Source organism: Granulicella sibirica (genome assembly GCF_004115155.1).
In the GTDB taxonomy this organism is placed as follows: Bacteria; Acidobacteriota; Terriglobia; order Terriglobales; family Acidobacteriaceae; genus Edaphobacter; species Edaphobacter sibiricus.
Window position 1 is genome coordinate 237,748 of record NZ_RDSM01000002.1, and the last position, 22,638, is coordinate 260,385.

The following is a 22,638-nucleotide window of genomic DNA, read 5'->3' on the forward strand; positions in this document are numbered from 1 at the left end:
GGAGGTTATTTCGGCAGAGGGGTTGCCAGGAGAGTCCGGATGGCGTCCTGGTAGCTCATCTCGTTCACCGGCGTATGATCGCGTGACTCGACGTGCTCGTTCTGACGAATCGTCTTCAGCATGAGTGCGCGCACCGTGATCTGCTCCGTGAACTTTGTAAAGATCCACTTTCCCCCGAATGGCGCCTGTTCGATCGTAAGCTGACCTCCCGGGTAGATGTGCGCCAGCATGCCCCAGCCGAGGTTCACTCCCTGGAAGATCTCGCCTTCCATCCGAACCATGTGGTGCGTCTTGATATCGATCCACACCCTCCCCTGGAGGCCCGTGAGTGCCTCCGCGGTCGTGCTTGGTGGCTTCCATGCCGGATTCGGCTTGAAGTCGATCACCACCTGCTGTCCAGCCGGATGGTCGATCTGTGGCTGACCGGGCGTATAGCTGTACAACATTGCGTCGGGGAGCATCTTGATCAGCTCCGCCGCTCGCTTCTTTCCACTGACATCGTTGGCGATGTGCTTTTGAAAGGCGCCGGGGGAGGCGATCATGTCGTTCAACCGCTCCTGCTCGGCTTTATCTTCCGCCTCGGTGAGAGGACGATCATCGCGCTCGATCAGCCTCGCCACGGAGCCGTCCCTGCTCTCGATCACATCGCGGAGCATCACACCCTTCTCGTCGGCCAGGTGCATCTTGTAGCGCAGGTAGACGGTGGAAGGTTCGACGACCGGGATCTCGTTGTTGGAGGAGTCAACCGCCCAATCGCGCGCTGGAATAGCGAGCGGCCCTGTTGTCGACTTTGGCTGCGAAGCCATCTGTGGAACCGGAGGAGACGCGGGATGTTGCCCAAAGCCATGCGCCTCCACGCAGGGCAGGGAAGCAATGGCGAACGCCAGACACAAGGTGCGAGTGCCCCTGCCGTTCCAGGCGCTTCGCTGGGTCGTTCCATCCATGCACGCCATCGGCTTATAGCCAGCTTTCATCGCTTCCCATCCACCCGAGAGATCCCGGACCGTCGTGGGGCCCCGGGGAACGCAGCACCGCTATCGGCATCCACCGCCTCTATGATCACATGTTGGACGTTGCATGGAGGGTGTGGGTTTCCCGGTTTGCTTCGCGGCATCGCGCTTGAGTATAGTTCGGGCAAGGCGGGAAAATTCCCCGCCGGTTATCCCCAGGAGAAGCAAGCATGAAGCCAGCAGAAGGTTCCACCGTCATTGGAAAGTCCGTCATCATCCGGGGAGAGCTCTCCGGGAGCGAGGACCTGTTCATGGACGGGGAAATCGAAGGAACCATCACGCTGACGGACAGCCGCCTTACCGTCGGTCCGAACGCCCGCATCCATGCCGATATCAATGTGCAGGACGTCATCGTCTTCGGCACCATCGAAGGCAACGTCAAGGCCACCGGACGGCTGGAACTACGGCAATCGGCAAGTGTTACAGGAGATATCCAGGCAGGCAGGCTCTCCATCGAAGAGAGTGCCTCGCTCCGTGGCCGCGTCGAATTGACGGGCGCTTCCACTGTCACGCCGGTAGCCCGGCCCGTCTCCTCCTAGACGAAAAGGAGCCGGCGCAATGCGCAGTCTCTTCAAAGGTTCTTCGTCTCAGAAGACCAGCGATGTTCGCACCCCGCGGCATTCGAGCGGCTGGGTCGAACTTCTCAAGTATCTGCAAACCACCGAGTCGCTCCGCATCCTCGATGTCGGAGCGACTTCGCCGAATAACATCAACTTTCTGACCGGCCTCGGCCACAGCGTCTACATGGCGAACTTTGTCGAAGATGCGGCGCGTCCGGAGTGGCGCATCGCAAATGAGGACGCCGCCCCGGACTCCGCTCCCGGGGCCACCCATTTCGACACGCAGTCCTTCATCAAGCAGAACCTGGATTTCGGAGGACGCAACTTCGACGTCATTACCTTCTGGGATACGGCCGACTATCTCCCACCCGAACTTGTCGCTCCGGTAATCGACCGTCTCTTCGAAGTACTCTCGCCAGGCGGCAAATTACTCGCGTTTTTCCACACAAAGAACGCAGTCGACACTTCGTTCGTCCGCTATCACCTGACTCCGGAGAGCCACGTCGACATGCAGAAGACAGGAAACTACCCCATTACGGGGAAGTTCCAAAACCGCCAGATCGAACAACTCTTCCATGCCTACGCAAGCTATCGATTCTTTCTCGCGAAAGATAGCCTTCAGGAAGTAATCGTTACACGCTAGCTGGCAGGGGGACGGAAGGCCGATCAAAGCGGCGGGAGCCTGTGTCTCAATACATAGTCAGATTCGCTCGCCGCTTCTCTTATCCCTGGGGAGGCCCTCTTGACGTCGGGGCTGCGGGAAAGATGGGAAAAACTTTTCAGCTACAGTTAGCTCTGCTTACGACGCTCTGCCCAACGCTTCTTCATAGCATCCGCGATGCGCTTGCGCCCTTCAGGGCTCAACTTGCGCTTCCGCGGGGTAGTATCAACGGCTGGAAGAGCAGGAACAGCATTCTTGCTACCCTTTGGACGGCCACGTCCGGGCTTGCCCGTTCCAGTCCCCGAAAGAAGTTGACGTGCCTGTTGCAGCTTCGCAATCTGAAGGTCGATTTCAGCGATGATTCGGCTTACTTCCATAAGAATTCTCCAACTTTCATTCAATAATCTCTAAGTCGTGTAGATCAAATCGAGCCTTGGCGACGGGCACGAACAGTTTCAGACGATACAGAAGCATTATCTCGAAAGCAAATAATCAAGGAAATTGTTCGAATATTGGTTGCGCCCAATGGATAACTCTTTCACCAGACTCACCCAGCGGAAGTAACCTCTGTTATTTCTGCGGCGGTTCTCGCAATATTCCCTGAATTTGCATCCTGCTTGGGCTGACGCAACGAATACCCTGGTCCGCCTTCCTCCTGCCGGTCATAGCGTGTACCGCCAAGCCCGCGTGGAACAAGCCTTTCGTCGATAGATTGCTGTAACCCCTCCAGCGTTCCCTGCCGGTCGCGAGCGAACTCGCTCGCCATTCGGGTCAGGGCGTAGGTCACAATATCGCTGTGGTGAAGATGATGCATGTTGGGGGCCCGACGCATATTTAACCAGAGGCGGTGCACGAGCTCCACTTCACTGGCATTAATCGTTGGAGCATGTGGCCCAATATGGAAACTTAATGCCTCGCCATCCGGTTTCACCACGTAGAACGTGAACTGCCGCTTCGGCTCCGGAAGCGCTTCCCAGGCCTGTCCCACGTGATACGCCTGCTCCTGCGCGGTCAATTTCGTCGAAAGACCGGAGACAACCGCCGCCGCTTCGAGCGAGTTAGCTGTTTGCACTAACGCCGCAAAGATATCGCCCGCCGGTACAACCAAAAGCGAAACATGCTTTCCAAAGCTCTCCGCAACGGAAACTGCCTTGGTGAACAACATCTGCTCGTGCTCGCTGAATAACTGGTCACACGCATCCACGTACTCCGGACCACCGGGCGCCATCATGCGCGCGGCCAGCACAACAAGGTCCTGCTCCTCCGTATCCGTGTTCGAGAGAGCCCATTTCAGCGCGAATGGCGCGGCCGAATCACGCATCGTGACGACAACCCCGCCCGGCCGGATTGCAAGTGACTCGCGCCCAACCTTGTCCTGATGCTCCAGTTGGAAGTGCTCCTTCATCTGCCGCTTCGTCAAATCGTGCCGGCGCTTATTATCCCGCTCCGACAGCGAGAAGATCAGGAAGAAGGAAGCCGCAAAGATAATGCCACTCACCGTGGCGACAGACTTCGTCAGCAGATTCACGACGGCGGTCGTAAACAGCACTAGAAACACGAAGATTAGTCCAAGAGGAATCTCTGTCTTGCCGATGCGCAGGTTCAAAGGAACCTTCGCGGCGCGCTCGCCCTTGTACTTCCAACGCAGCACAAGCATGGCCAGTGCATTGAACGTGAAGCTCCAGATCACACCAAACGCGTACGCCTCACCAATCATCACCACGTTGCCATGCGTCAGCACAATGACCACAAGCTGCATGATGGCGACAAGGTTGACGATGCGATAACTCGTGCCGAACTTCTTCTGCGGCTTGCGAAACCACTCCGTCAGCACGCCATCTTCAGCGACGCGCATCAGTACGCCGGTCGAACCAACGATCGCGGTATTGACCGCGCCGCCAAGGATCAGGAACCCAACAACAACCACGAACGCACGAAACGTAATCCGTAGAGCCTCCGGCCCGACCATATACATCGCCATGCCGGCGATCAGGTTATCCCGATACAACGGAACCCGCACGCTATCCGGAATGATCATCACAGCCAGCAGCGAGCAAACGCCCGTGAACAGGAAGCTATAGATCGCAATCACGATCGCGGCCCGCTTCAGGTTCTTAAGCTTCGGGTGCTCGATCTCGCGATTTACCTGCGCCAGCGACTCTTCGCCGCTCATCGCAAGCACCGAGTGCCCGAAGGCCATCAGCACACCGAACAGCCCCAGCTTCTTCGCAAAGCTCGTACCCCTTAGAAATCCAAGCGCTCCATCGCTGAAGTGCAGGTTACCCGCTGTCGGCAGTGGAGGAAGCGCCGCGCCGCGATGGAGCACAGTATAGATACCCCAACCAAGCAGGATCACCACCATCACGGTCGTGATCTTCATGATGGTAAGTGCCTTCTCGCTAGACTCCTCGATGCCCTTGATGTTCTGCCACCAGAAGTAGACGGTAATAGCTACCGCAAGAGCGGCAGACGCGCTATCCTCCGGAAGTTGTAGACCGTAACCCAGGTGATATTTATGTGCATAAAAAGTAGTTAGCTCGTTCAGCGCGCCAATAATGTAGTGCCCCGCCGAAACTCCCGAGATAGGTCCTGTCAGCACATAGTCGAACATGAGTGCCGAAACACTTACCTTCGCAAACGTCCCACCCAGCGCTTCCTTCACAATGCGGTACACGCCACCGCGCGTAAACATCGAGCAGCTCTCGACATATACCGCACGCACTGCGTAGGAAAAGAACATCACGCCCAGGATGAACCAGGGAGCGGACTTACCCACCGCTTCTTCCGCCAGCCCACCCGCGTAGAAAGCTGACGAGCCAAGATCGTTCAACACGATCGCAGCCGCTCGCCAGAAAGAGATGAACGTCAACATCACCGAAGATGCAACGACAAGACGAACCCGTGTGCTTTGGTCGGGTAAGGGGGCTACGAAGGTCTGTTTCCTAGAGGCCATGGGTGTCCGGACGCTTCAGCAGCATCCACAAAGTACAACAACGGGAATTGAAAGAGTGGGGGATAAGAGAGATAAAAGCTGCCGGCTCGGTGGAAGGTTCCACCTGCACTTCACTTTGCACTGACAACCTTCTCAGGAGAGGATATTGCCTCGTCTTCCGAAAGAACCTCGTGTAGATCGCTGACAATCGTGATAGCAACAACAACGAGCGAGCCACCCAGTCCTATAAAGAAAAGCGGTGTCAATAGGATAGAAAGCACGCGTGCTATAGAATCAATCACCGTTTCAGTGTAACTCCGAGAACAATCCCGTGCTAGAGAACCTTTGATTTTCCGGGGCAGAACCTTAGAAATCCGGATGGTAGACTCGTCCCGATGAGATCCCTCCCTGCCCGTCTCTGGGCACTTGCAGCCGTTTCGGGCGTTCTACAGGTTCTCCCATTCCCCATCGCCGGTCCCGTTCCTCTCTGGCGGACCGCGTTCTGCTGGTTTGCGCTCGTCCCCCTGATCTACTCGTCGCTTTCGACCGAAGACTCCGGCCGCCCGGTCAATCCTCTCCACGCAGCCTTCCTCGGCTACCTCTGCGGCTTCGTCTTCTATCTCGGCAACTGCTACTGGATCTTCCAGACGATGAACCTCTACGGCGGGCTCCCGCAACCCGTCGCCGGTGGCATCCTCGCCCTCTTCTGCCTCTACCTTGGCCTCTACCACGCGCTCTTCGGAGCTCTCCTCGCCGCCGTCCGCATCCGTTTCGGCCGCCAGAACGCGCTCCTCCTCTCGCCATTCCTCTGGGTTGCCGTCGAACTCGCCCGCGCCCGCATCACCGGCTTCCCCTGGGACCTGCTCGGCATCACCCAGGTCGACAACCCGCTCCTCACCCGCCTCGTCCCGTTCACCGGAGCCTACGGCCTCTCCTTCCTCATCGCGTCGGTGAACGCCCTATGGCTCGTACGCATCCGCCTGCGCCATCGCCCATACCTCCGTCCCACCCTGACAGCGTCCGGAATTGTCTTCGCCGTCCTCTACGTCTACTTCCTCCGGCTCATCCCGCCCGTCCAGAATGCCCCCGCCTCCGCCTCTGCCACCCTCGTTCAGGAGAATCTCGAGGTCGGCGCCGCCAACACCGGCCCGCAGGAGACCCGCGAAGAACTTCTCGCCTCGTTCTCCAACCTCAGTCGCAACCCCGTCCACACCGAACTCAACGGAATCCCCGGCCTCCCCTCTACCAGCCTCGTCCGCATCACCGAGTTCCCCTACGTCGAAGGCCCACCCGGCTACCAGCCCGCCGACCTCATCGTCTGGCCCGAATCCCCCGCCGGCTTCCGCACCGACGACCCCACCTTCCGGGCCGCCACCTCCAACCTCGCCCGCGCCACCTCCGCACCGCTCGTCCTCGGAGCGTTAGGTGTCGTCCCCGACCCCACCACCGAGCGCGGCGGCCACGTCTACGATTCCGCCGCCCTCATCACCCCCAACGGCACCCAGGCCGGCCGCTACGACAAGATCCACCTCGTCCCCTTCGGCGAGTACATCCCCTTCAAGAACCTCTTCTTCTTCGCCCGCAAGCTCACGGCAGGCGTCGGCGACATGGACCGCGGCGCGGATCGCACCGTCTTCCGCGCGGCGACGTCATCCGGCACCCACGCCTTCGGCATCTTCATCTGTTACGAGTCCATCTTCGGCAACGAGGTCCGCCAGTTCGTCGCCAACGGCGCCGAAGTCCTCGTCAACATCTCCGACGACGGCTGGTACGGCGACTCCGGCGCTCCCTGGCAGCACCTCAACATGGTCCGCATGCGCGCCATCGAGAACCACCGCTGGATCCTCCGCGCAACCAACACCGGCATCACAAGCACCATCAACCCCTCCGGCCACGTCGTAGCCGCCCTCCCGCGCCACATCCGCTCCTCCATCAATGTGCCCTTCGCCTTCGAGCAGGGGACCACCTTCTACACCCGCCACGGCGATCTCTTCGCCTACCTCTGCGCCCTCGTGACGCTAGCCGCTCTCGCCTTCACCTTCGAGCCTCAAGTAAACTAACCAAATGCTCGACGATCTCGAATACCGCTACTCCCCGGTCCGCGACAGAATCCGCGAACTGCGGGAGTATCTTTGACGCTCCCCGACTCCGCCGCGACCTCGCCGTCATTGAAGAAAAAATAGCCGACCCCACCGTCTGGGCCGACGCCACACGCTCGCAGCCGCTCATGCGCGAGCGCAAGCGCCTCGAGACCCTCCTCGCCGACGACACCGAACTCGCCCGCCGCTCAGACGACATCGAAGCCTACTTCGAACTCGCCCGCGAAGGCGAAGACACCGAGCCCGACCTCGTCCGCGAGATCCCCGCCCTCGTCGACTTCTCCGAGAAGCTCGAATCCAAGACCATGCTCTCCGGCGAGACCGACCCGCTGAACGCCATCGTCACCGTCCACCCCGGCGCAGGCGGCACCGAGAGCCAGGACTGGGCCGAGATGCTCATGCGCATGTACATCCGCTGGGGCGAGCGCCAGGGCTTCAAGGTCGACATCAACGAGATCCAGGATGGCGACGAGGCCGGCATCAAGTCCGCCACCTTCTCCATCACGGGCGAGTTCGCCTACGGTCTGCTCTCAGGCGAAACCGGCGTCCACCGCCTCGTCCGCATCTCCCCCTTCGACTCTGCCAAGCGCCGCCACACCAGCTTCGCCAGCGCCTTCGTTTCGCCCGAAATCGACGACACCATCGTCATCGACATCAAGGTCGAAGACCTACGCATCGACACCTACCGCTCAGGTGGAAAGGGCGGTCAGCACGTCAACACGACGGACTCGGCCGTCCGCATCACTCACATCCCGACTGGCCTCGTCACCGGCTGCCAGAACGAGCGCTCGCAGCATAAGAACAAGGAACGCGCCATGAAGATGATGCGTTCCAAGCTCTACGAGTACGAACTCGACAAGAAGAAGGCGGCCACCCGCAAGATCGAGGATTCGAAGCTGGAAATAGGCTTTGGCTCCCAGATCCGCAGCTATGTTCTCCAGCCCTACCGCATGGCGAAAGATCTTCGCACGAGGGTCGAAGTAGGCGACGTGGACAAGGTACTCGACGGCGACCTCGAACCCTTCATCCGCGGCTACCTCCGCATGCGCCGCGAAGGCAACCTGCCCGCCAGCGTGGATCCCGAGGAAGACTAAGGACCTGTCGAACTGTCGACTGGTCCTCAGCGCAATCTTGTTTAGTTCGCGGTGACAGTTCCGACAGCGATCGGCTCATTGAGGCTGAAGACGACGCCAGTATCCTTCGGGAGCGTGGTCTGGCGGTCCTGCTTGAGCCACCAGGCGGTGCTGATTCCGGCTCCTATGCCCGCTCCAACCACGGCTCCAACTCCTCCGCCGATCATGGCTCCGGCGACTGCGGCGGTGCCGGTCGAGGCTCCGAGGACGGCGAGGGTGGTCTTGATATGGTCGCGGCGGCTGATGGTGCCTTCACTGTCGATACGCGTGGCGAAGTGCTGGTCGGTGTCGATGACCTGGGCGTGGATGAGGTAGTGGCTGCCATCGGGCAGGGTGAGCTTGTGGGGCTCGAGGTGGATCGTGGCGGTTCCGCGGATGCGCTTCCCTCCGTGGATCTCGGTGACACGGCCCTCGAGGGTGGTACCGCTTGGGATGAGAATGCGACCGTCTTTGAGGATGGGCTCAACGAGTTCGGCGGTGAAGATCGTTCCGGGTTGTGTATCCGTGGTGGTGATCGTCTGCTCCATGCGCGCTTTGAAGCGGGTTCCGGCGGGAAACTCGTTCGGGCCAGATGGAGGAGCTTCCGTCACGATTCCGGCGTCCGGGTCTACCTTGGAGGGCAAGGGACGGTGATTGCCGCTTGCGACGTAGGCGCTGGAAGGCACCGGTGCTGGCGTTGTATCGGGCTCGGCGATCTGCGCGTCGACGTCGGGGCGCAGGGCGCGGCGTCCTTCGGATGGGGTGGTTGTGGGGCGGACCGTCGTTGGCATGGACGCGGGCGGCGGTGTGGGACGGTATCCGTCGGGATAGGAGTTGTCGGTGGAGGCCTGCGCGGGAGAGTTCTCGGCGGCGACGGGCGGCGGGTTCGAGACACCGGTGCGGGAGTCCTCGGCCGCGCTCTGGGCGACGGCGGGAAGGGAGCAGGCAACGACGGCGGCAACGGCAATCAACTTCATGAATGGACCTCGCAAGAGCTTAGACCGAGGGTAGAGCTTCGTAGTTGTGGTTGGGGAGAGAATCGGTATCCGGGAATCGCATGGGTAACCTTGTGGTTTGTTCTGCATGTCGCGACCCGGGGTACCCCCCCTCCCCATAGCCCGGGCGTAAGTCTATTCGTTTGTGTCGGTTACACCGAGCTTTGCGTTGTAAGTTATTCATAACACGTGGCTTACGGCTAAATATTAGTAAGCGTTGAGGTTAGCAGTCTTTCTCGGCCTTTCCAGCGAAACTCCCTCTCACTTTGATGACTCTCTTAAATTGTAGAAGGCTCACCATAACTAAAAGGACACTCACTTTTCCTTTTGCTTTGAACGACTTGCCTCAATTTGGCCCTTGACAAGCGTTTTTGCCCGGAAATTCGCGAAAGATTTCCCGCGGCTGGTTTCCGTTACGAAACGGCGTTGATGGTGCTTTGCTAGAATGCCCCAAGGCAGAGCCTGGCAGGTGGGGGAGCGATGGAGATCGTGGAGACAATCGGGAGCGCGCGCGGGGATATCCGCGTCGACCGGCGACCGAAGCTTAACGAGCGGCTGACGCATCGGATTATCGCTTCGCAGGCTAGCCCCAACGAAGGATCCAACACAAGTTCAAACAGGAGCAACATGACCGAGATCGTCTCTATCCGTGCACGCGAAATTCTGGACTCCCGCGGGAATCCCACTGTTGAAGCTGACGTCACCCTCGCCGGGGGGGCGATGGGGCGGGCAGCGGTTCCGAGCGGTGCATCCACCGGCGAGCACGAGGCTGTCGAGCTGCGGGATGGCGATAAAGAGCATTACCTCGGCAAGGGTGTGCTGCAAGCGGTAGACAACATCGAGACGGCGATTGCGCCGGAGCTTGCAGGGATGGACGCGGCGAACCAGAGGCTGATCGACGCGACGATGATCTCGATCGACGGCACGGAGAACAAGGGACGGCTGGGCGCGAATGCGATCCTGGCGGTCTCGATGGCGTGTGCGAGGGCTTCGGCTACGGCTCTGAAGATGCCGCTGTACCGCTATCTCGGCGGCGTGAATGCGTGCATTCTGCCGACGCCGATGATGAATATCCTGAATGGCGGCAGCCATGCGGATTCGAACGTGGACTTCCAGGAGTTCATGGTGATGCCGGTGGGCGCGGAGACGTTCTCGGATGCGCTGCGGTGGGGCACCGAGGTCTTTCATACGCTGAAGGGCGTGCTGAAGAAGAAGGGGTACAACACGGCGGTTGGCGATGAGGGTGGGTTTGCACCGTCGCTGGGGTCGAATGCCGAAGCGATCGACCTGATTCTCGAGGCGATTCAACTGGCTGGGTACACGCCGGGCGAGCAGATCTCGATTGCGCTGGATCCGGCTTCGAGCGAGTTCTACGACAAGTCGACCGGGATGTACGTGTTCAAGAAGTCGGACAAGTCGCAGAAGAGCTCGGCGGAGATGGCGGCATTCTGGGAAGACTGGGTTCGGAAGTATCCGATCGTTTCGATCGAGGACGGACTGGCCGAGGATGACTGGGATGGATGGAAGATCCTGACGGAGAATGTCGGGGACATCGTGCAGCTTGTGGGCGACGATCTTTTCGTGACGAATACGAAGCGGCTGCAGCAGGGCATCGAGGCCAAGGTCGGGAACTCGATCCTGATCAAGGTGAACCAGATTGGCACCGTGACGGAGACGCTCGAGGCGATTGAACTCGCCCGGCGGTATGGGTACACGTCGATCATCTCGCACCGTTCGGGCGAGACGGAGGATACGTTCATCGCGGATCTCGCGGTGGGAACGGGCGCGGGGCAGATCAAGACCGGGTCGGCGAGCAGGACGGACCGGATTGCGAAGTACAACCAGTTGCTGCGGATCGAAGAAGAGCTGGGTGGGGCGGCTTCGTTTCTTGGGATGGAAGCGCTGAACGCGGGGCGGTAGCGGCGGTTGTTTGTTGGGGAAGGCCCGGCTTTTGCCGGGCCTTTTGCTTTGGCACTTCCGTTGGCGGTAAGTAGCTGCAGAAGCAGGTGCAAGAACAAAGGCAAGTGCAAATGCAGGTCCTTCGACTTCGCTGCCTAAGCAGTGAGCCTGAGCGACGAAGTCAGTGGCGGAGAGCCTCTACGGGGTCGATGAGGGAGGCACGGCTTGCGGGGAGGGCGCAGGCGATCGCCGCTACCGTGCATAGGACGACTGTGACCAGGAGAAGGATCAGCGGGTCGTGGGAGCTGCCTTCGGCCCAGTGGGAAAGGAGCTTGTTGAGAGCGAGGGTGAGGGCTACTCCGGCGGCGAGGCCGGTTCCTACGCTGACGGTTGTCGAGGCGAAGACGATCTGCAGGACGTGGGTGCGCTGGGCTCCGAGCGCCAGGCGGATGCCGAACTCGTTGGTGCGCTGGGCGACTGTGTAGGAGACGACGGAGTAGAGGCCTACCGCGGCAAGGATCAAGGCGAGGAGGGCGAAGGCTCCGAAGAGGAGTGCGACGAGGTGCTCCTGCTGGTACTCCTGCTGGCCGGTGATCCACTGCTCCAGATCCTGGATGTTGCCGGAGATCTGCTGGTCGGGGTCGACGGAGATGACCTGGGAACCTACGGCGTGGAGGAGGGTGAGGGGAGGGACGGAGGAGCGGACGAGGATCTGGGTCCACATGCGGAGGGACAGGGTGTACGGGATGAAGGCTTCGGGGAGGATGGGCTTGCGGAGGCCGTCGTCGCGCTTGTCGGCGACGATGCCGATGATCTGAAGCCATCCTTCGGCTCCGGGAGCGACGAGGTTGTAGGGTGGAGCGTCGTGGAGATCGGGAATCTTGAGGGCATGACCGACGGCGTCGCCGTTGGGGAAGTAAAGCTTGGCCATGGTCTCGTTGATGACGACGAGGGGAAGACCGTGGAGGTTTTCGGTCTCGTCCCAGATGCGGCCCTGGAGCCTGGGAACGCCGAGGACGGGGAAGTAGTTTGGGCTGACGAAGTTGATGCGGACCTTCTGGTCGTCGTTGGTGGGCTTGCCGAGGAATTGGACTGCCGTCTCCCAGCCGTTGGCGGGCGGGGTGGCGTTGGTGGAGATGGCGGTCATGGTGACGCCGGGGACTTCGGAGATCTTCTTCTGGAGCTGGTTGAAGTAGGTGGAGCGGGCTTCCCAGGTGGGGTAGGTGTTTTCGTGGACAGGGATGCCGACGGACATGACGTTGTGCGGGTCGTAGCCGAGTGGGGCGTGCATGATCTTGAGGAAGCCCTGGATGGAGGCTCCGGCTCCCGCGAGCAAGAGAAGAGTGAGCGCGATCTGGGTGGCGATGAGGGCGTTGTTGGTGGCTTTGCCGGAGAGGCTTCCGGCTACCTTGCGAGAGCCGGACTGGATGATCTCGCCGATGTTGGGGCGAGAGAGCTGAAGGGCGGGCCAGAGTCCGAAGAGCACGCCGGTGAGGAGAGCGAGGACGACGCTGAAGGCAAGGACGGGGATGTCGAGGCGGATGGCGGCTTCGTGGGGGAAGGAGTATTCGGGGAGTTGCTTGATGATGAAGGCGAGCGAACGGTAGGCGAGGAGGATGCCGAGGGCGGCTCCGGTGGCGGAGAGGAGTACCGCTTCGGTGAGCATCTGGCGGATGAGCCGGCCACGGGTGGCTCCGATGGCGACGCGCAGGGCAAGTTCGTGCCGGCGGCCGGCGCCGCGCGCGAGCAGGAGGATGGAGACATTTCCACAGCCGATGGCGAGGAGGAGCACGACGGCGCTGAAGAGGAGATAAAGGGTTCCGCCGAGGTTTTGGACGGTGTCCTCGTTGAGGCCGTAGAGGCGGAACTTGTAATGGCCGCCGGTGGGGAAGTGCTTGGGGGTTTCTTTCTGGAACTGCTCGATGAGGGGAGCGATGGCCTCGGTGCCGGCCTTCAGAGAGATGCCGGGTTTGAGACGGATGCCGACGTAATGCTCGGCGACCTGGTCCTGCGTGATCTTGAGGGGAAGGTAGACGTCGCCGTCATCCCAGGTGAAACGCGGGTTTGCGACGCCGACGATGGTGTAGTTCTTGCGGACGAGCTGAAGAGTGTGGCCGACGACGGTAGGGTCGGAGTTGAAGTGGCGCTGCCAGAACTTGTAACCGAGGACAACGACGGGCTGTGGATCCTGGCCGTCGATGGCGTCGGCGGGGATAAGGCCTCGGCCGTAGAGGGCGGGGACGCCGAGGAAGTTGAAGGCGTTCGAGGAGAGGAAGCTGCCGTTGACGTCTTCGGGGAGGTCGTGGCCGGTGACGGTGAGACTCCAGTTGTCGGTGATGAAGGCGTCTTCGACGGCGGGGGATTTGCGGAGCTGTTGCCACTGCGGGAAGGAGAGGTTGGCGCCGCGGTTGTCGGTTGGGCTCTGCTCGAGGCGGAGGTGGGCCATGCGCTCGGGTTTGGCATAGGGGTAGGGGTCGACGAGGATGGCGTGGACGACCGAGAAGACGGCGGTCGTGGCCCCGATGCCGAGCGCAAGGGAGAAGATGGCGGTGAGGGCGAAGCCGGGGCTCTTGAGGAGCTGACGGATGGAGAAGCGGAGGTCCTGGAAGATGCTCTTCATGTGGGTGCCCCTGGAATCGCTGATCGTAGCAATAACGTACGGATGCACGTGCGTCGCCGTTGCGAGTGCCTGGTTTCTTCTTTGTTTTCGCAATCGATGCGATCGACGGTGGCCGGAAGTGAGATGGGCTGACCGCGAATGGACAGCGGATCTCTGATTCCAGGGAATTTTGGGCAGAGAGATCGCAACGAATCGGAGGCGGCAAGCACCATCCTGTATCCGATCTCCAAGGCGGATACCTGATAGAAGAAATGAGGTTTGCTATGAATGAAGGACGTTTCATCATTATCGGTAACATTGGCAGCGATGCCGGGTACTGGGTTTTCGACGGTCACACGTTCCGGCATGTTGGCGGCTGGCCTCCGTTCGAGCAGGCGGAGTTCAAGGAGGCTCTGACGATCCTGGGCGCGGCGAGCCGGTTGAAGACGACGGGGCTGTCGGAGAGGATTGCCGAGACGGTCTCGGGGTTTGTGAGGCGGCAACTGGAGACGCATGTTACGGCGAACCAGGTCGACACCGGGCTCCCTGTCGTTGTGGTGATGTCGGCCTAGATGCATGGCGCGTGAGGGCGAGGACAGCTCGTTGTGAGCATCGCCCTGGCGCGGCGTTTCCCCGGAATGGTGGGCTCCGTGTGCAAGAATCATCTTGGAAAGATGCAAGGATGATGATGCCGAAGAAGCCGATTGTTCTGACGATTCTGGATGGGTGGGGGTACCGGGCGGAGACGCACGGGAATGCGATTGCAATGGCGCGGAAGCCGGTGTACGACGGGCTGCTGCGGGATTATCCGAACACGCTGCTCAGGGCGAGTGAGCACTTCGTGGGCCTGCCGGATGGGCAGATGGGGAACTCCGAGGTGGGGCACCTGAACCTTGGGGCGGGACGCATCGTTCGCATGGACATGACGCGGATCGATACGGCCATCATGACGGGGGAGTTCTTCGACGATCCGACGCTGGTACGGGCGTATGAGCTTGCCGGTCAAAAGGGCAGGGCGCTGCACCTGATCGGGCTGCTGTCGGATGGCGGCGTGCATTCGCACCAGAGGCATCTGTATGCGCTGCTGCGGATGGCGGCGAAGCACAAGTTGAGCGAGGTTTACGTCCATGCGTTTATGGATGGGCGGGACACCATGCCCACGAGTGGGGTGGGTTATCTGGAGGAGTTGACGCAGAAGTTTGCGGAGTATGGGGCGGGGCGGCTGGCTTCGGCTTCGGGGCGGTACTTCGCGATGGATCGGGACCTGCGGTGGGAGAAGGAGAAGCAGGCGTTCGATGCGATGGTGACGGGTAAGCCGGAAGGTGGGGTTTACCAGGATGCGATTGCGCGGGTGCGGGAGTGTTATTCGAACGGGGTGACGGATGAGTTTGTGCCTCCGTTTACATGTGTGGGCGGGGATGGGAAGCCGGTTGGGCTGATCGAGAATGAGGATGTTGTTGTCTGCTTCAACTACCGGGCTGACCGGGTAAGGCAGGTGACGCGGGTGTTGACGCGGCGGTCTGGGCTGACCGCGGATCCGGTGGGGAGCCAGGGGCTTGGGCTGCCGAAGGGGGCGGAACTGGATGAGGCTATTCCGCTGAACACGGTTCCGGTGGGGCTGCATTACGTCTGCATGACGCAGTATGACAAGAACTTCAAGCTGCCGGTGGTGATTCCGGCGGAGTCGATGGATAACCTGCTGGCGAACCTGATGGCGCAGGCGAATCTGCGGAACCTGCGGGTGGCGGAGACGGAAAAATACGCGCACGTGACGTACTTCTTCAACGGCGGGATCGAGAAGCCGTTTGCGGGGGAGGATCGGGAGCTTGTGCCGTCACAGAAGGTGGCGACGTATGACCTGGCTCCGGAGATGTCGGCGGCTGGGATCGCGGATGCGGTGATCAAGGCAGTGAACGATACGGCGTTCGACGTGGTGATCGTGAACTTTGCCAACGCGGACATGGTGGGGCACTCGGGGATGATGGAGCCTACGGTAAAGGCGGTTGAGACTGTCGATACGCAGTTGGGGCGGATCTATCAGGCGGTGAAGCAGCATGGGGGGGCGTTACTGGTGACGGCGGATCATGGGAATGCGGAGATGCTGATCGATCCTGTGAGCGGGGGGCCGCATACGGCGCATACGACGAATCCGGTGCCGTTTTTGCTGGTTACGGATGAGGGGCGGAAGGTTTCGGTGCGGGATGGGGGGAGTCTGCGGGATATTTCGCCGACTATGCTCTCTCTGCTTGGGTTGCAGAGGCCGGATCAGATGACGGGTGGGGATTTGCGGGTGGTGGCGGGGTAACGGAAGACAGCCGCAGATTCCCTTCGGGAATGACAACCAGAGAGGCAAGAGCGGATGCAGGTCCTTCGACTTCGCTGCGCTTCGCTCAGGATGACAGGTTTGTGATTGGGGAGTTTTGAGGCTTTCGCGAGGGAAGGGCATCTGAACGGCATGGGGTTTTTGCAGCGAGCGAAGAAGGTGGGTCGGAAGTTTGAAAATCCGGTCCCGACGCAACTGGGTGGGTTTCGGTTGATGGTGAAGCTGCTTCCGCTGTACTACGCGAACCGGGAGCAGAAGACTCCAGCAGAGCCAGTGGGGCCGTTTCGGACGGATGCTTCGGCATACGACATGCTTCCGGCGAGTGGACTGCGGGTGACGTGGTTCGGGCATAGCGCTTCGCTGGTCGAGATCGACGGTGTGCGGGTGCTGATCGATCCGGTTTGGGACGAGCGGGCGGCGCCGGTGCAATGGTTCGGGCCGAAGAGGTTTTTTCCGCCGACGCTGCCGCTGGAGAGGCTGCCCCGGATCGATGTCGTCCTGATCTCGCACGATCACTATGACCATCTTGGCAAGGGAACGATCCGGCGATTGGCACGGCTTCTGCCTGGCGTGCAGTGGGTGACGTCGAAAGGCGTGAGCGCTAGCCTGAGGAAGTTCGGCGTGGCGGCGAGTTGTATCACGGAGCTTGATTGGACGGAGAGTGTCGCGGTTGGAGAGTTCTCCGTCACGTCAGTGCCCTCGCGGCACTTTTCCGGAAGGGGAATGACGAACCGGAACGAGACGCTTTGGGGATCGTTCGTGCTCAAGGGACCGAAGCACACGGTGTACTACGGAGCTGACTCGGGGTGGTGGGACGGTTTTGAGGAGATTGGGAAGGCGTATGGGCCGTTCGACCTCACGATGCTCGAGATCGGGGCGTACCACCCGCTGTGGGGGGATATCCATCTTGGTCCGGATAACGCGGTGAAGGCGTTCGAGGCTCTGGGCGGCAAGGGGCTGTTTATGCCGATCCACTGGGGGCTGTTCGACCTGGCGCTTCATGGTTGGAGGCAGCCAATGACGCGGCTGCTGGAACTGGTGTCAGAGCTGGGAACGATGGTCTGGTCGCCCGAGCCGGGGCGTCCGACGGAGGTCGTTGCCGGGACCACGGTCCAGGCGGATTGGTGGCGCGGGTAGATTTGGCTTGTGTGCCTGTGCAAAACGGGGTACAACGGGGTGACTGAGTGACTGAATTCACCCTAGGGGGCTTCGATGGCAGGGACGGTACAGATGATGGTCCGCGAGGTAATGGATATCCGGCAGGCTTCGGAATATCTTGGGATCAGCGGGGATACGCTGTATCGCTATGCTTCGGAAGGGTTTATCCCGGCATTCAAGCTTGGGAACCGGTGGCGATTCAAGAAGAGCCTGCTGGATAGCTGGATGGTGGAGAAGAGCGGGAAGCGGGCCGAGGTGGAAGCTCCGACGCCGGTGGCCGTGGTGGAGAAGAAACCGGTGCGGCGGGCCCGGTAGAGCAAAGCGAAGGCAGACGCAGATTCCCTTCGGGGATGACAACCAAGAAGACAACGACAAGAGCAAAGGCTGCTGTCTGGCTACCTGCGTTCCAACTTTCCCGCGATGGTACCGCGCGGGAAAGATGGGGCACCCTTGGGTTCGTGGCAGTCGAAAGGCCCAGGTTGACGCTATGTGGCTCTCTGCAGTGTGAAGACCGTCAGCTCCGGGCGGCAGTTGAATCGGAACGGGACACCTACCGAGCCTACCCCCCGATTGACGTAAAGCTGCGTGTTGCCGAACTGGTAGTGACCCATCACGTACTTGCGGCCCATGGGCGGCAACGCGAGGGGACCGAGGAATGGGACGCGGACCTGGCCGCCGTGGGAGTGGCCGGAGAGCATATAGTCCACGAGGTGCCCGTTGGGGTAGACGACGAGGTCGTCGGCGAAGTCGGGCGCGTGGGCCATGAGGATGACAGGGCCATCGGGCTTGGGCGGGATGGCGAGATCCAGGTTGGGATGACTGGTCGAGGGGTCCAAGACCCCGCCGATCCAGAGGCGCTGTCCGTCGCGCTCAATGGGTACATAGCGATTGTTCAGCACGGCCAGATCATGGTCGTGGAGGACGCGCGTGATGAACGAGGCTCCGACGGTGCAATCGTGGTTGCCGAGGATGCCGAGGCGCTGCGGGCATTGGATGGCACTGAGTTCCTGGGCGCATGCGTAGATGGCGTGCTCGGGAACGATGCGCGGGGGGCCGTGGGTGATGAAGTCGCCGGTGATCAGAACGAGGTTGGGGGCGAGGGCGTTGATCTCGGCGATGATCCGGCGGAGGTAGAAGGGCTCCGTGTACTCCTCGTAGTGGATGTCGGAGAGCTGGACGATGCGGAAGTTCTGAAACGCGTCGGGGAGATTGCGGATGACCATCGGGAGGTGGGTGATCTCGAGGTCGTGCCGGACGTACTCGCCGGAGTAAAGGGCAAGGGCCGCTGCGGAGAAGCCGGTGACCTGAAGGAAGCGGCGGCGAGTGAGGTGGTTGGTTGGGCCTGCCGTGCTGCGGGGCGCCGGGGTTGGCGACAGGCGATAGGGGGCGGCGGGAGGCATGGTTCATTTTAGCGGGTGGGCGGTTACGGCTAGGTGGGATCGCGGCGTGTCGCTAGAATGACATGGATGAATTACAAGCGAAGGCAGAGGTTGGCGGTTCGGCGGGTGGGCACGGATATTGAGGCTTTGTTGATCACGCACCTGCCGGATGTGCGGTATCTGTGCGGGTTTACCGGATCGAACGCGGCGCTTGTGCTCGCTGGCGCGAAGGCTGTGCTGTTTACCGACGGGCGCTATACGGGGCAGGCGAAGGCCGAGGCTGTCGGGACGAAGGTCGTGATTGCGGCGAAGAATGCGGTGATTGCCGCCATCGAGTGGTTGGAAGCGGCCGGGTTGGGACGGTGCGGGTTCGATGAGACGCAGACGACGGTGGCGGCGCTTGGGCGGATGCGTGGCGCGCTTTCGAAGTCGGTGAAGGCGAAGGCGCGGCGGGAGATGTTCGTGGAGGTTGGGCCTGTGGTGGCCAGGATCCGCGAGGTGAAGGATGAGGACGAGATTGCGATCATCCGGCGGGCGGCGGCGCTTGGATGCGAGCTGTTTGAGCACATGCTTGGGTTCATCGATGGTGGGATGACCGAACTCGCGGTCGCGGCGGAGCTGGAGTATCGGGCTCGTCTGCGCGGGGCGGAGGCGATGAGCTTCGAGACGATCGTGGCGAGCGGGGGGCGGTCGGCGCTACCGCATGGGCGGGCTTCGGGGGCGAAGATTCCACGGCGCGGCTTTGTGACGATGGATTTCGGCGTGGTGGTGGACGGCTACATGTCCGACATGACGCGGACGGTGCATATCGGGCGGGCGAACGTGGCTCGGAAGGGCGTTCCGGGGGAGCGGGACGTGTATGATTCCGTTCTGGAAGCGCAGGAGGCGGCGGTTGCGGCGGTCGCGCCGGGCGTGACTGCGGGCGAGGTCGATGAGGCGGCTCGGAGTGTGTTGCGGAGGGTGGGGTTGGATGGGTATTTCAGCCACTCGACGGGGCATGGGGTTGGGCTGGAGATTCATGAAGGGCCACGGCTTGCGGCGAAGCAGACCCAGGTGCTTGCAGCTGGGATGGTCATTACAATAGAACCTGGCGTTTATGTGCCGGAAGCTTTTGGTGTGCGGATCGAAGATATGGTCCTGGTGACGGCTGCGGGTGGAGAGGTATTGACCCCGAGCACGAAGGCCTGGATCGAGCTGTAACGGAATTGCGCTACTCGCGCGGGAGAGATGATGGACGGAAACAATCTGGATGAGTTGCGGGAGCTGATCGAGTTCCTGAAGGCGAATGAGATCGCCGAGTTTGATATGGAGCGGGCGGACCTGAAGGTTCGGATCAAGTTTGCGGGAGAGGCCCCTGCGGCACCCGCGGTTTCGGCTTTGGATATGGCGCAGTTGAGCCGGCTAATGGCTTCGGCAGGGGCTGCGGCTCCGGTGGCTGGTGCTGCTCCGGTTGCGGCTGCGGTTGCTCCGGCTCCAGCGGTGGAGGCTCCTGCTGCTTCGGTCGAGGAGAAGGTGCACGAGGTGAAGTCGCCGATCGTCGGGACGTTCTATGATTCGCCCTCGCCGGGTGCTCCTGCCTTTGTGAAGGTCGGGGACATCGTGGAAGTGGGGCAGGTGCTGTGCATCGTGGAAGCGATGAAGCTGATGAACGAGATTGAGTCGGATGTCGCGGGCGAAGTGGTGAAGAGGATCGCCTCGAGCGGACAGCCGGTGGAGTATGGGCAGGCTTTGTTTGCGATCAAGGCCAGCTAAGAGCAAATGCAGATTCCCTTCGGGAATGACAACCAGAAAAACAAAAGCAATGGCGGGCGCGTTGCGGGAACGGTACTTAGAAGGCTTCGGTAGGCATGTTTCGTAAGGTATTGATTGCAAATCGCGGGGAGATTGCGCTGCGGGTGATCTCGGCTTGTAAAGAGATGGGGATCCGCACCGTTGCTGTGTATAGCGAGGCGGATCGGAATTCGCTGCACGTGCGGTTTGCGGATGAGGCGATCTGCATCGGGCCGAACCGGAGTGCGGATAGCTATCTGAATGTTCCAGCGGTGATTTCGGCGGCGGAGATCACGGATGTGGATGCGATTCATCCGGGGTATGGGCTGCTGAGTGAAAATGCGAACTTTGCCGAAGTTTGCCGGGCTTCGAATATCAAGTTCATCGGGCCTCCTCCGGAAGTCACTCGGATGATGGGTGAGAAGTCGACCGCGCGGCAGACGATGAAGAAGGCCAAGGTGCCGATTCTGCCGGGATCGGACGGCGTGATCGCGGACGAGAACGAGGCGCTGGAGTGGGCGAAGTCGGTTGGGTATCCGGTGATCCTGAAGGCGGTTGCGGGTGGCGGCGGACGCGGGATGCGGATCTGCCGGAGCGCGGCGGAACTGCCTTCGATGTACCAGCAGGCGACGACCGAGGCTGCGAACGCGTTCGGCAACGGCGATATGTACATGGAGAAGTTCATCGAGAAGCCGCGGCATATTGAGTTCCAGGTGCTGGCCGATGAGCACGGCAACGTGATGTCTCTGGGCGAACGGGAGTGCTCGATCCAGAGGCGGCACCAGAAGCTGATTGAAGAGGCTCCGAGCCTCGCGATTACGCCGAAAGTTCGCGAAGAGCTGGGCAAGGTCATCAAGAAGTCGCTCGAGAATATCGGCTATTGGAATGCGGGCACGATCGAGTTTCTGATGGATGAGGACGGCAAGATCTACTTCATCGAGATGAACACCCGTATCCAGGTAGAGCACTGCGTTACGGAGATGGTGACCGGGATCGACCTGGTGAAGGCGCAGTTGCGCATTGCGGCGGGGGAGAAGCTTTCGTCGATCATCACGTCGCCGGTGGAGATTCGTGGGCATGCGATCGAGTGCCGCATCAATGCCGAGCATCCGGAGAAGTTCACGCCGTCCGCCGGGCGGATCACGGCTTATAACGTTCCGGGCGGAAACGGCGTTCGCGTGGATACGGCGCAGTATGCGGAGGGCGTGGTGCCCCCTTACTACGACTCGCTGATCGCGAAGCTGATCTGCCATGGCAAGGATCGCGAGGAGGCCATGAACAAGATGCAGCGGGCGCTCTCGCAGTTTGTGGTGGAGGGGATTCACACGACGATTCCGCTGCACCAGAAGATCTTCCAGGATGCGGAGTTCCGATCGGGCAAGATCGATACGAAGTTCATGGAGCGTTTTTTCGAACGACAGAAGCAGAGCTAGGCGGAGCACTCCCACACGGTGAAGTTGATGACGAACTGCTTTGGTGGACGGCTGTACCCGATTCTCGATGTGGGTCTGCTTGCCTCTTTGGGTGTCCGGGTGGAATCGTTCGCGTGGGAGATGCGAGAAGCGGGGGTCGGCTTTCTGCAGTATCGAGATAAGGTCTCGATGCCGGAGAGTGTGCTGCGGAATACCGCGCTTGTCCGCAAGGTTCTGGGCGGGAACGGCTGCCGCTTGATCTGCAATGATCGCGCAGACTTGGCGGTGCTTGCGGAGTGGGACGGGGTGCACGTCGGGCAGGGGGATCTGCGGCCGGAGGATGCACGTCGGGTGGTGGGGAATCGCCGTCTCGTTGGTGTTTCGACGCACACTCCTGAAGACGTTGCGGCAGCGGAGCTGAGCTGCGCGGACTACGTTGCCATCGGGCCTGTGTTCTCAACGAGAACGAAGGCCGATGCTGCTCCTGTAGTCGGGCTTGAGGGTGTGCGGATGGCGCGGGCGCTGACGGCGAAGCCGCTGGTGGCCATCGGCGGCATTACGCGTGAGAACGCGCGAAGCGTCATCGATGCGGGAGCGGACTGCGTGGCAGTGATTTCTGGTCTGCTGGCGAAGGGCGAGAGCCCGTCGCGGGTGGCGAGAGACTTTCTCGCGCTTCTGCGGTAGAACTGTTGATACGTGAATAGACAAAGAATCGAAGAGACGAGCCCG

At 60.9% G+C, this 22,638-nt stretch carries 19 protein-coding genes; 13 read left to right on the forward strand and 6 right to left on the reverse strand.

The window, feature by feature from the left end; genetic code table 11:
• Positions 1-5 precede the first annotated feature (5 nt).
• Positions 6-974: a hypothetical protein gene (locus GRAN_RS11895; protein ID WP_128913273.1), complete on the reverse strand. Its 969-nt coding sequence runs from the start codon at positions 972-974 to the stop codon at positions 6-8.
• A gap of 206 nt (positions 975-1,180) precedes the next feature.
• Here GRAN_RS11895 and GRAN_RS11900 point away from each other — a divergent pair, with 206 nt between their 5' ends.
• Positions 1,181-1,549: a bactofilin family protein gene (locus tag GRAN_RS11900; protein ID WP_128913274.1), complete on the forward strand. Its 369-nt coding sequence runs from the start codon at positions 1,181-1,183 to the stop codon at positions 1,547-1,549.
• 19 nt (positions 1,550-1,568) lie between these two features.
• Positions 1,569-2,213, forward strand: coding sequence for a class I SAM-dependent methyltransferase (locus GRAN_RS11905; RefSeq protein ID WP_128913275.1), 645 nt, complete (start codon positions 1,569-1,571; stop codon positions 2,211-2,213).
• A gap of 146 nt (positions 2,214-2,359) precedes the next feature.
• Here GRAN_RS11905 and GRAN_RS11910 read toward each other — a convergent pair whose 3' ends face one another.
• Both GRAN_RS11910 and GRAN_RS11915 read right to left on the reverse strand, forming a co-directional pair.
• Positions 2,360-2,608, reverse strand: coding sequence for a hypothetical protein (locus tag GRAN_RS11910; RefSeq protein WP_128913276.1), 249 nt, complete (start codon positions 2,606-2,608; stop codon positions 2,360-2,362).
• Positions 2,609-2,778: 170 nt separating this feature from the next.
• Positions 2,779-5,184, reverse strand: a complete 2,406-nt coding sequence (locus GRAN_RS11915; RefSeq protein WP_128913277.1) for an APC family permease — start codon at positions 5,182-5,184, stop codon at positions 2,779-2,781.
• A gap of 374 nt (positions 5,185-5,558) precedes the next feature.
• On the opposite strand from GRAN_RS11915, the gene lnt reads away from it, so the two are divergent.
• Together lnt and prfB are read left to right on the forward strand one after the other, a co-directional pair.
• A complete protein-coding gene (lnt, locus tag GRAN_RS11920; protein ID WP_128913278.1) occupies positions 5,559-7,223 on the forward strand; it encodes an apolipoprotein N-acyltransferase in 1,665 nt (554 codons plus the stop codon).
• Positions 7,224-7,227: 4 nt separating this feature from the next.
• A protein-coding gene (gene prfB / locus GRAN_RS11925) for a peptide chain release factor 2 (protein WP_128913279.1) occupies positions 7,228-8,356 on the forward strand; the annotation gives its coding sequence in 2 pieces (ribosomal slippage) (positions 7,228-7,296 and positions 7,298-8,356; 1,128 coding nt in all).
• Positions 8,357-8,397: 41 nt separating this feature from the next.
• Here prfB and GRAN_RS11930 read toward each other — a convergent pair.
• Positions 8,398-9,351 (reverse strand): hypothetical protein, encoded by a 954-nt coding sequence (locus GRAN_RS11930; protein ID WP_128913280.1) that lies wholly within the window; start codon positions 9,349-9,351, stop codon positions 8,398-8,400.
• Positions 9,352-9,996: 645 nt separating this feature from the next.
• On the opposite strand from GRAN_RS11930, the gene eno reads away from it, so the two are divergent.
• Positions 9,997-11,289, forward strand: a complete 1,293-nt coding sequence (eno, locus tag GRAN_RS11935; RefSeq protein ID WP_128913281.1) for a phosphopyruvate hydratase — start codon at positions 9,997-9,999, stop codon at positions 11,287-11,289.
• A gap of 160 nt (positions 11,290-11,449) precedes the next feature.
• On the opposite strand, the gene GRAN_RS11940 is transcribed toward eno, so the two are convergent.
• Positions 11,450-13,888: an ABC transporter permease gene (locus GRAN_RS11940; protein ID WP_128913282.1), complete on the reverse strand. Its 2,439-nt coding sequence runs from the start codon at positions 13,886-13,888 to the stop codon at positions 11,450-11,452.
• A 263-nt stretch (positions 13,889-14,151) separates the two neighbouring features.
• On the opposite strand from GRAN_RS11940, the gene GRAN_RS11945 reads away from it, so the two are divergent.
• The 4 genes from GRAN_RS11945 to GRAN_RS11960 all read left to right on the forward strand — a co-directional run bounded on the left by GRAN_RS11945 (position 14,152) and on the right by GRAN_RS11960 (position 17,663).
• Entirely contained in the window at positions 14,152-14,439 is a 288-nt protein-coding gene (locus GRAN_RS11945; RefSeq protein ID WP_128913283.1) for a hypothetical protein, read from the forward strand.
• 113 nt (positions 14,440-14,552) lie between these two features.
• Positions 14,553-16,172: a 2,3-bisphosphoglycerate-independent phosphoglycerate mutase gene (gpmI, locus tag GRAN_RS11950; RefSeq protein ID WP_128914151.1), complete on the forward strand. Its 1,620-nt coding sequence runs from the start codon at positions 14,553-14,555 to the stop codon at positions 16,170-16,172.
• 150 nt (positions 16,173-16,322) lie between these two features.
• Positions 16,323-17,327 (forward strand): MBL fold metallo-hydrolase, encoded by a 1,005-nt coding sequence (locus GRAN_RS11955; protein ID WP_128913284.1) that lies wholly within the window; start codon positions 16,323-16,325, stop codon positions 17,325-17,327.
• Positions 17,328-17,402: 75 nt separating this feature from the next.
• Entirely contained in the window at positions 17,403-17,663 is a 261-nt protein-coding gene (locus GRAN_RS11960) for a helix-turn-helix domain-containing protein (RefSeq protein WP_128913285.1), read from the forward strand.
• Between the two features lie 170 nt (positions 17,664-17,833).
• On the opposite strand, the gene GRAN_RS11965 is transcribed toward GRAN_RS11960, so the two are convergent.
• Positions 17,834-18,748: a metallophosphoesterase gene (locus tag GRAN_RS11965; RefSeq protein ID WP_128913286.1), complete on the reverse strand. Its 915-nt coding sequence runs from the start codon at positions 18,746-18,748 to the stop codon at positions 17,834-17,836.
• A gap of 66 nt (positions 18,749-18,814) precedes the next feature.
• Between GRAN_RS11965 and GRAN_RS11970 the strand changes: the two genes are divergently transcribed.
• The 4 genes from GRAN_RS11970 to thiE all read left to right on the forward strand — a co-directional run bounded on the left by GRAN_RS11970 (position 18,815) and on the right by thiE (position 22,593).
• The gene (locus GRAN_RS11970; protein ID WP_128913287.1) at positions 18,815-19,927 is read left to right on the forward strand and encodes a M24 family metallopeptidase; all 1,113 of its coding nucleotides are present in this window, start codon (positions 18,815-18,817) and stop codon (positions 19,925-19,927) included.
• Between the two features lie 30 nt (positions 19,928-19,957).
• The gene (accB, locus tag GRAN_RS11975) at positions 19,958-20,479 is read left to right on the forward strand and encodes an acetyl-CoA carboxylase biotin carboxyl carrier protein (RefSeq protein ID WP_128913288.1); all 522 of its coding nucleotides are present in this window, start codon (positions 19,958-19,960) and stop codon (positions 20,477-20,479) included.
• A 95-nt stretch (positions 20,480-20,574) separates the two neighbouring features.
• On the forward strand, positions 20,575-21,930 hold the full coding sequence (gene accC, locus GRAN_RS11980; protein ID WP_128913289.1) for an acetyl-CoA carboxylase biotin carboxylase subunit: 1,356 nt from the start codon (positions 20,575-20,577) through the stop codon (positions 21,928-21,930).
• Positions 21,931-21,957: 27 nt separating this feature from the next.
• Positions 21,958-22,593 (forward strand): thiamine phosphate synthase, encoded by a 636-nt coding sequence (gene thiE, locus GRAN_RS11985; RefSeq protein WP_128914152.1) that lies wholly within the window; start codon positions 21,958-21,960, stop codon positions 22,591-22,593.
• The last annotated feature ends 45 nt before the right edge of the window (positions 22,594-22,638 follow it).

Excerpts from the sequence above, each read along its gene's own strand:
- GRAN_RS11915 (WP_128913277.1), bottom strand. The coding sequence starts at position 5,184 with ATGGCCTCTAGGAAACAGACCTTCGTAGCCCCCTTACCCGACCAAAGC.
- GRAN_RS11970 (WP_128913287.1), top strand. The coding sequence starts at position 18,815 with ATGAATTACAAGCGAAGGCAGAGGTTGGCGGTTCGGCGGGTGGGCACG.
- GRAN_RS11930 (WP_128913280.1), bottom strand. The coding sequence starts at position 9,351 with ATGAAGTTGATTGCCGTTGCCGCCGTCGTTGCCTGCTCCCTTCCCGCC.
- GRAN_RS11965 (WP_128913286.1), bottom strand. The coding sequence starts at position 18,748 with ATGCCTCCCGCCGCCCCCTATCGCCTGTCGCCAACCCCGGCGCCCCGC.
- GRAN_RS11960 (WP_128913285.1), top strand. The coding sequence starts at position 17,403 with ATGGCAGGGACGGTACAGATGATGGTCCGCGAGGTAATGGATATCCGG.
- lnt (WP_128913278.1), top strand. The coding sequence starts at position 5,559 with ATGAGATCCCTCCCTGCCCGTCTCTGGGCACTTGCAGCCGTTTCGGGC.
- GRAN_RS11895 (WP_128913273.1), bottom strand. The coding sequence starts at position 974 with ATGAAAGCTGGCTATAAGCCGATGGCGTGCATGGATGGAACGACCCAG.
- accB (WP_128913288.1), top strand. The coding sequence starts at position 19,958 with ATGGACGGAAACAATCTGGATGAGTTGCGGGAGCTGATCGAGTTCCTG.
- GRAN_RS11955 (WP_128913284.1), top strand. The coding sequence starts at position 16,323 with ATGGGGTTTTTGCAGCGAGCGAAGAAGGTGGGTCGGAAGTTTGAAAAT.
- GRAN_RS11940 (WP_128913282.1), bottom strand. The coding sequence starts at position 13,888 with ATGAAGAGCATCTTCCAGGACCTCCGCTTCTCCATCCGTCAGCTCCTC.
- GRAN_RS11905 (WP_128913275.1), top strand. The coding sequence starts at position 1,569 with ATGCGCAGTCTCTTCAAAGGTTCTTCGTCTCAGAAGACCAGCGATGTT.
- thiE (WP_128914152.1), top strand. The coding sequence starts at position 21,958 with ATGACGAACTGCTTTGGTGGACGGCTGTACCCGATTCTCGATGTGGGT.
- eno (WP_128913281.1), top strand. The coding sequence starts at position 9,997 with ATGACCGAGATCGTCTCTATCCGTGCACGCGAAATTCTGGACTCCCGC.
- GRAN_RS11900 (WP_128913274.1), top strand. The coding sequence starts at position 1,181 with ATGAAGCCAGCAGAAGGTTCCACCGTCATTGGAAAGTCCGTCATCATC.
- GRAN_RS11910 (WP_128913276.1), bottom strand. The coding sequence starts at position 2,608 with ATGGAAGTAAGCCGAATCATCGCTGAAATCGACCTTCAGATTGCGAAG.
- GRAN_RS11945 (WP_128913283.1), top strand. The coding sequence starts at position 14,152 with ATGAATGAAGGACGTTTCATCATTATCGGTAACATTGGCAGCGATGCC.
- gpmI (WP_128914151.1), top strand. The coding sequence starts at position 14,553 with ATGATGCCGAAGAAGCCGATTGTTCTGACGATTCTGGATGGGTGGGGG.
- accC (WP_128913289.1), top strand. The coding sequence starts at position 20,575 with ATGTTTCGTAAGGTATTGATTGCAAATCGCGGGGAGATTGCGCTGCGG.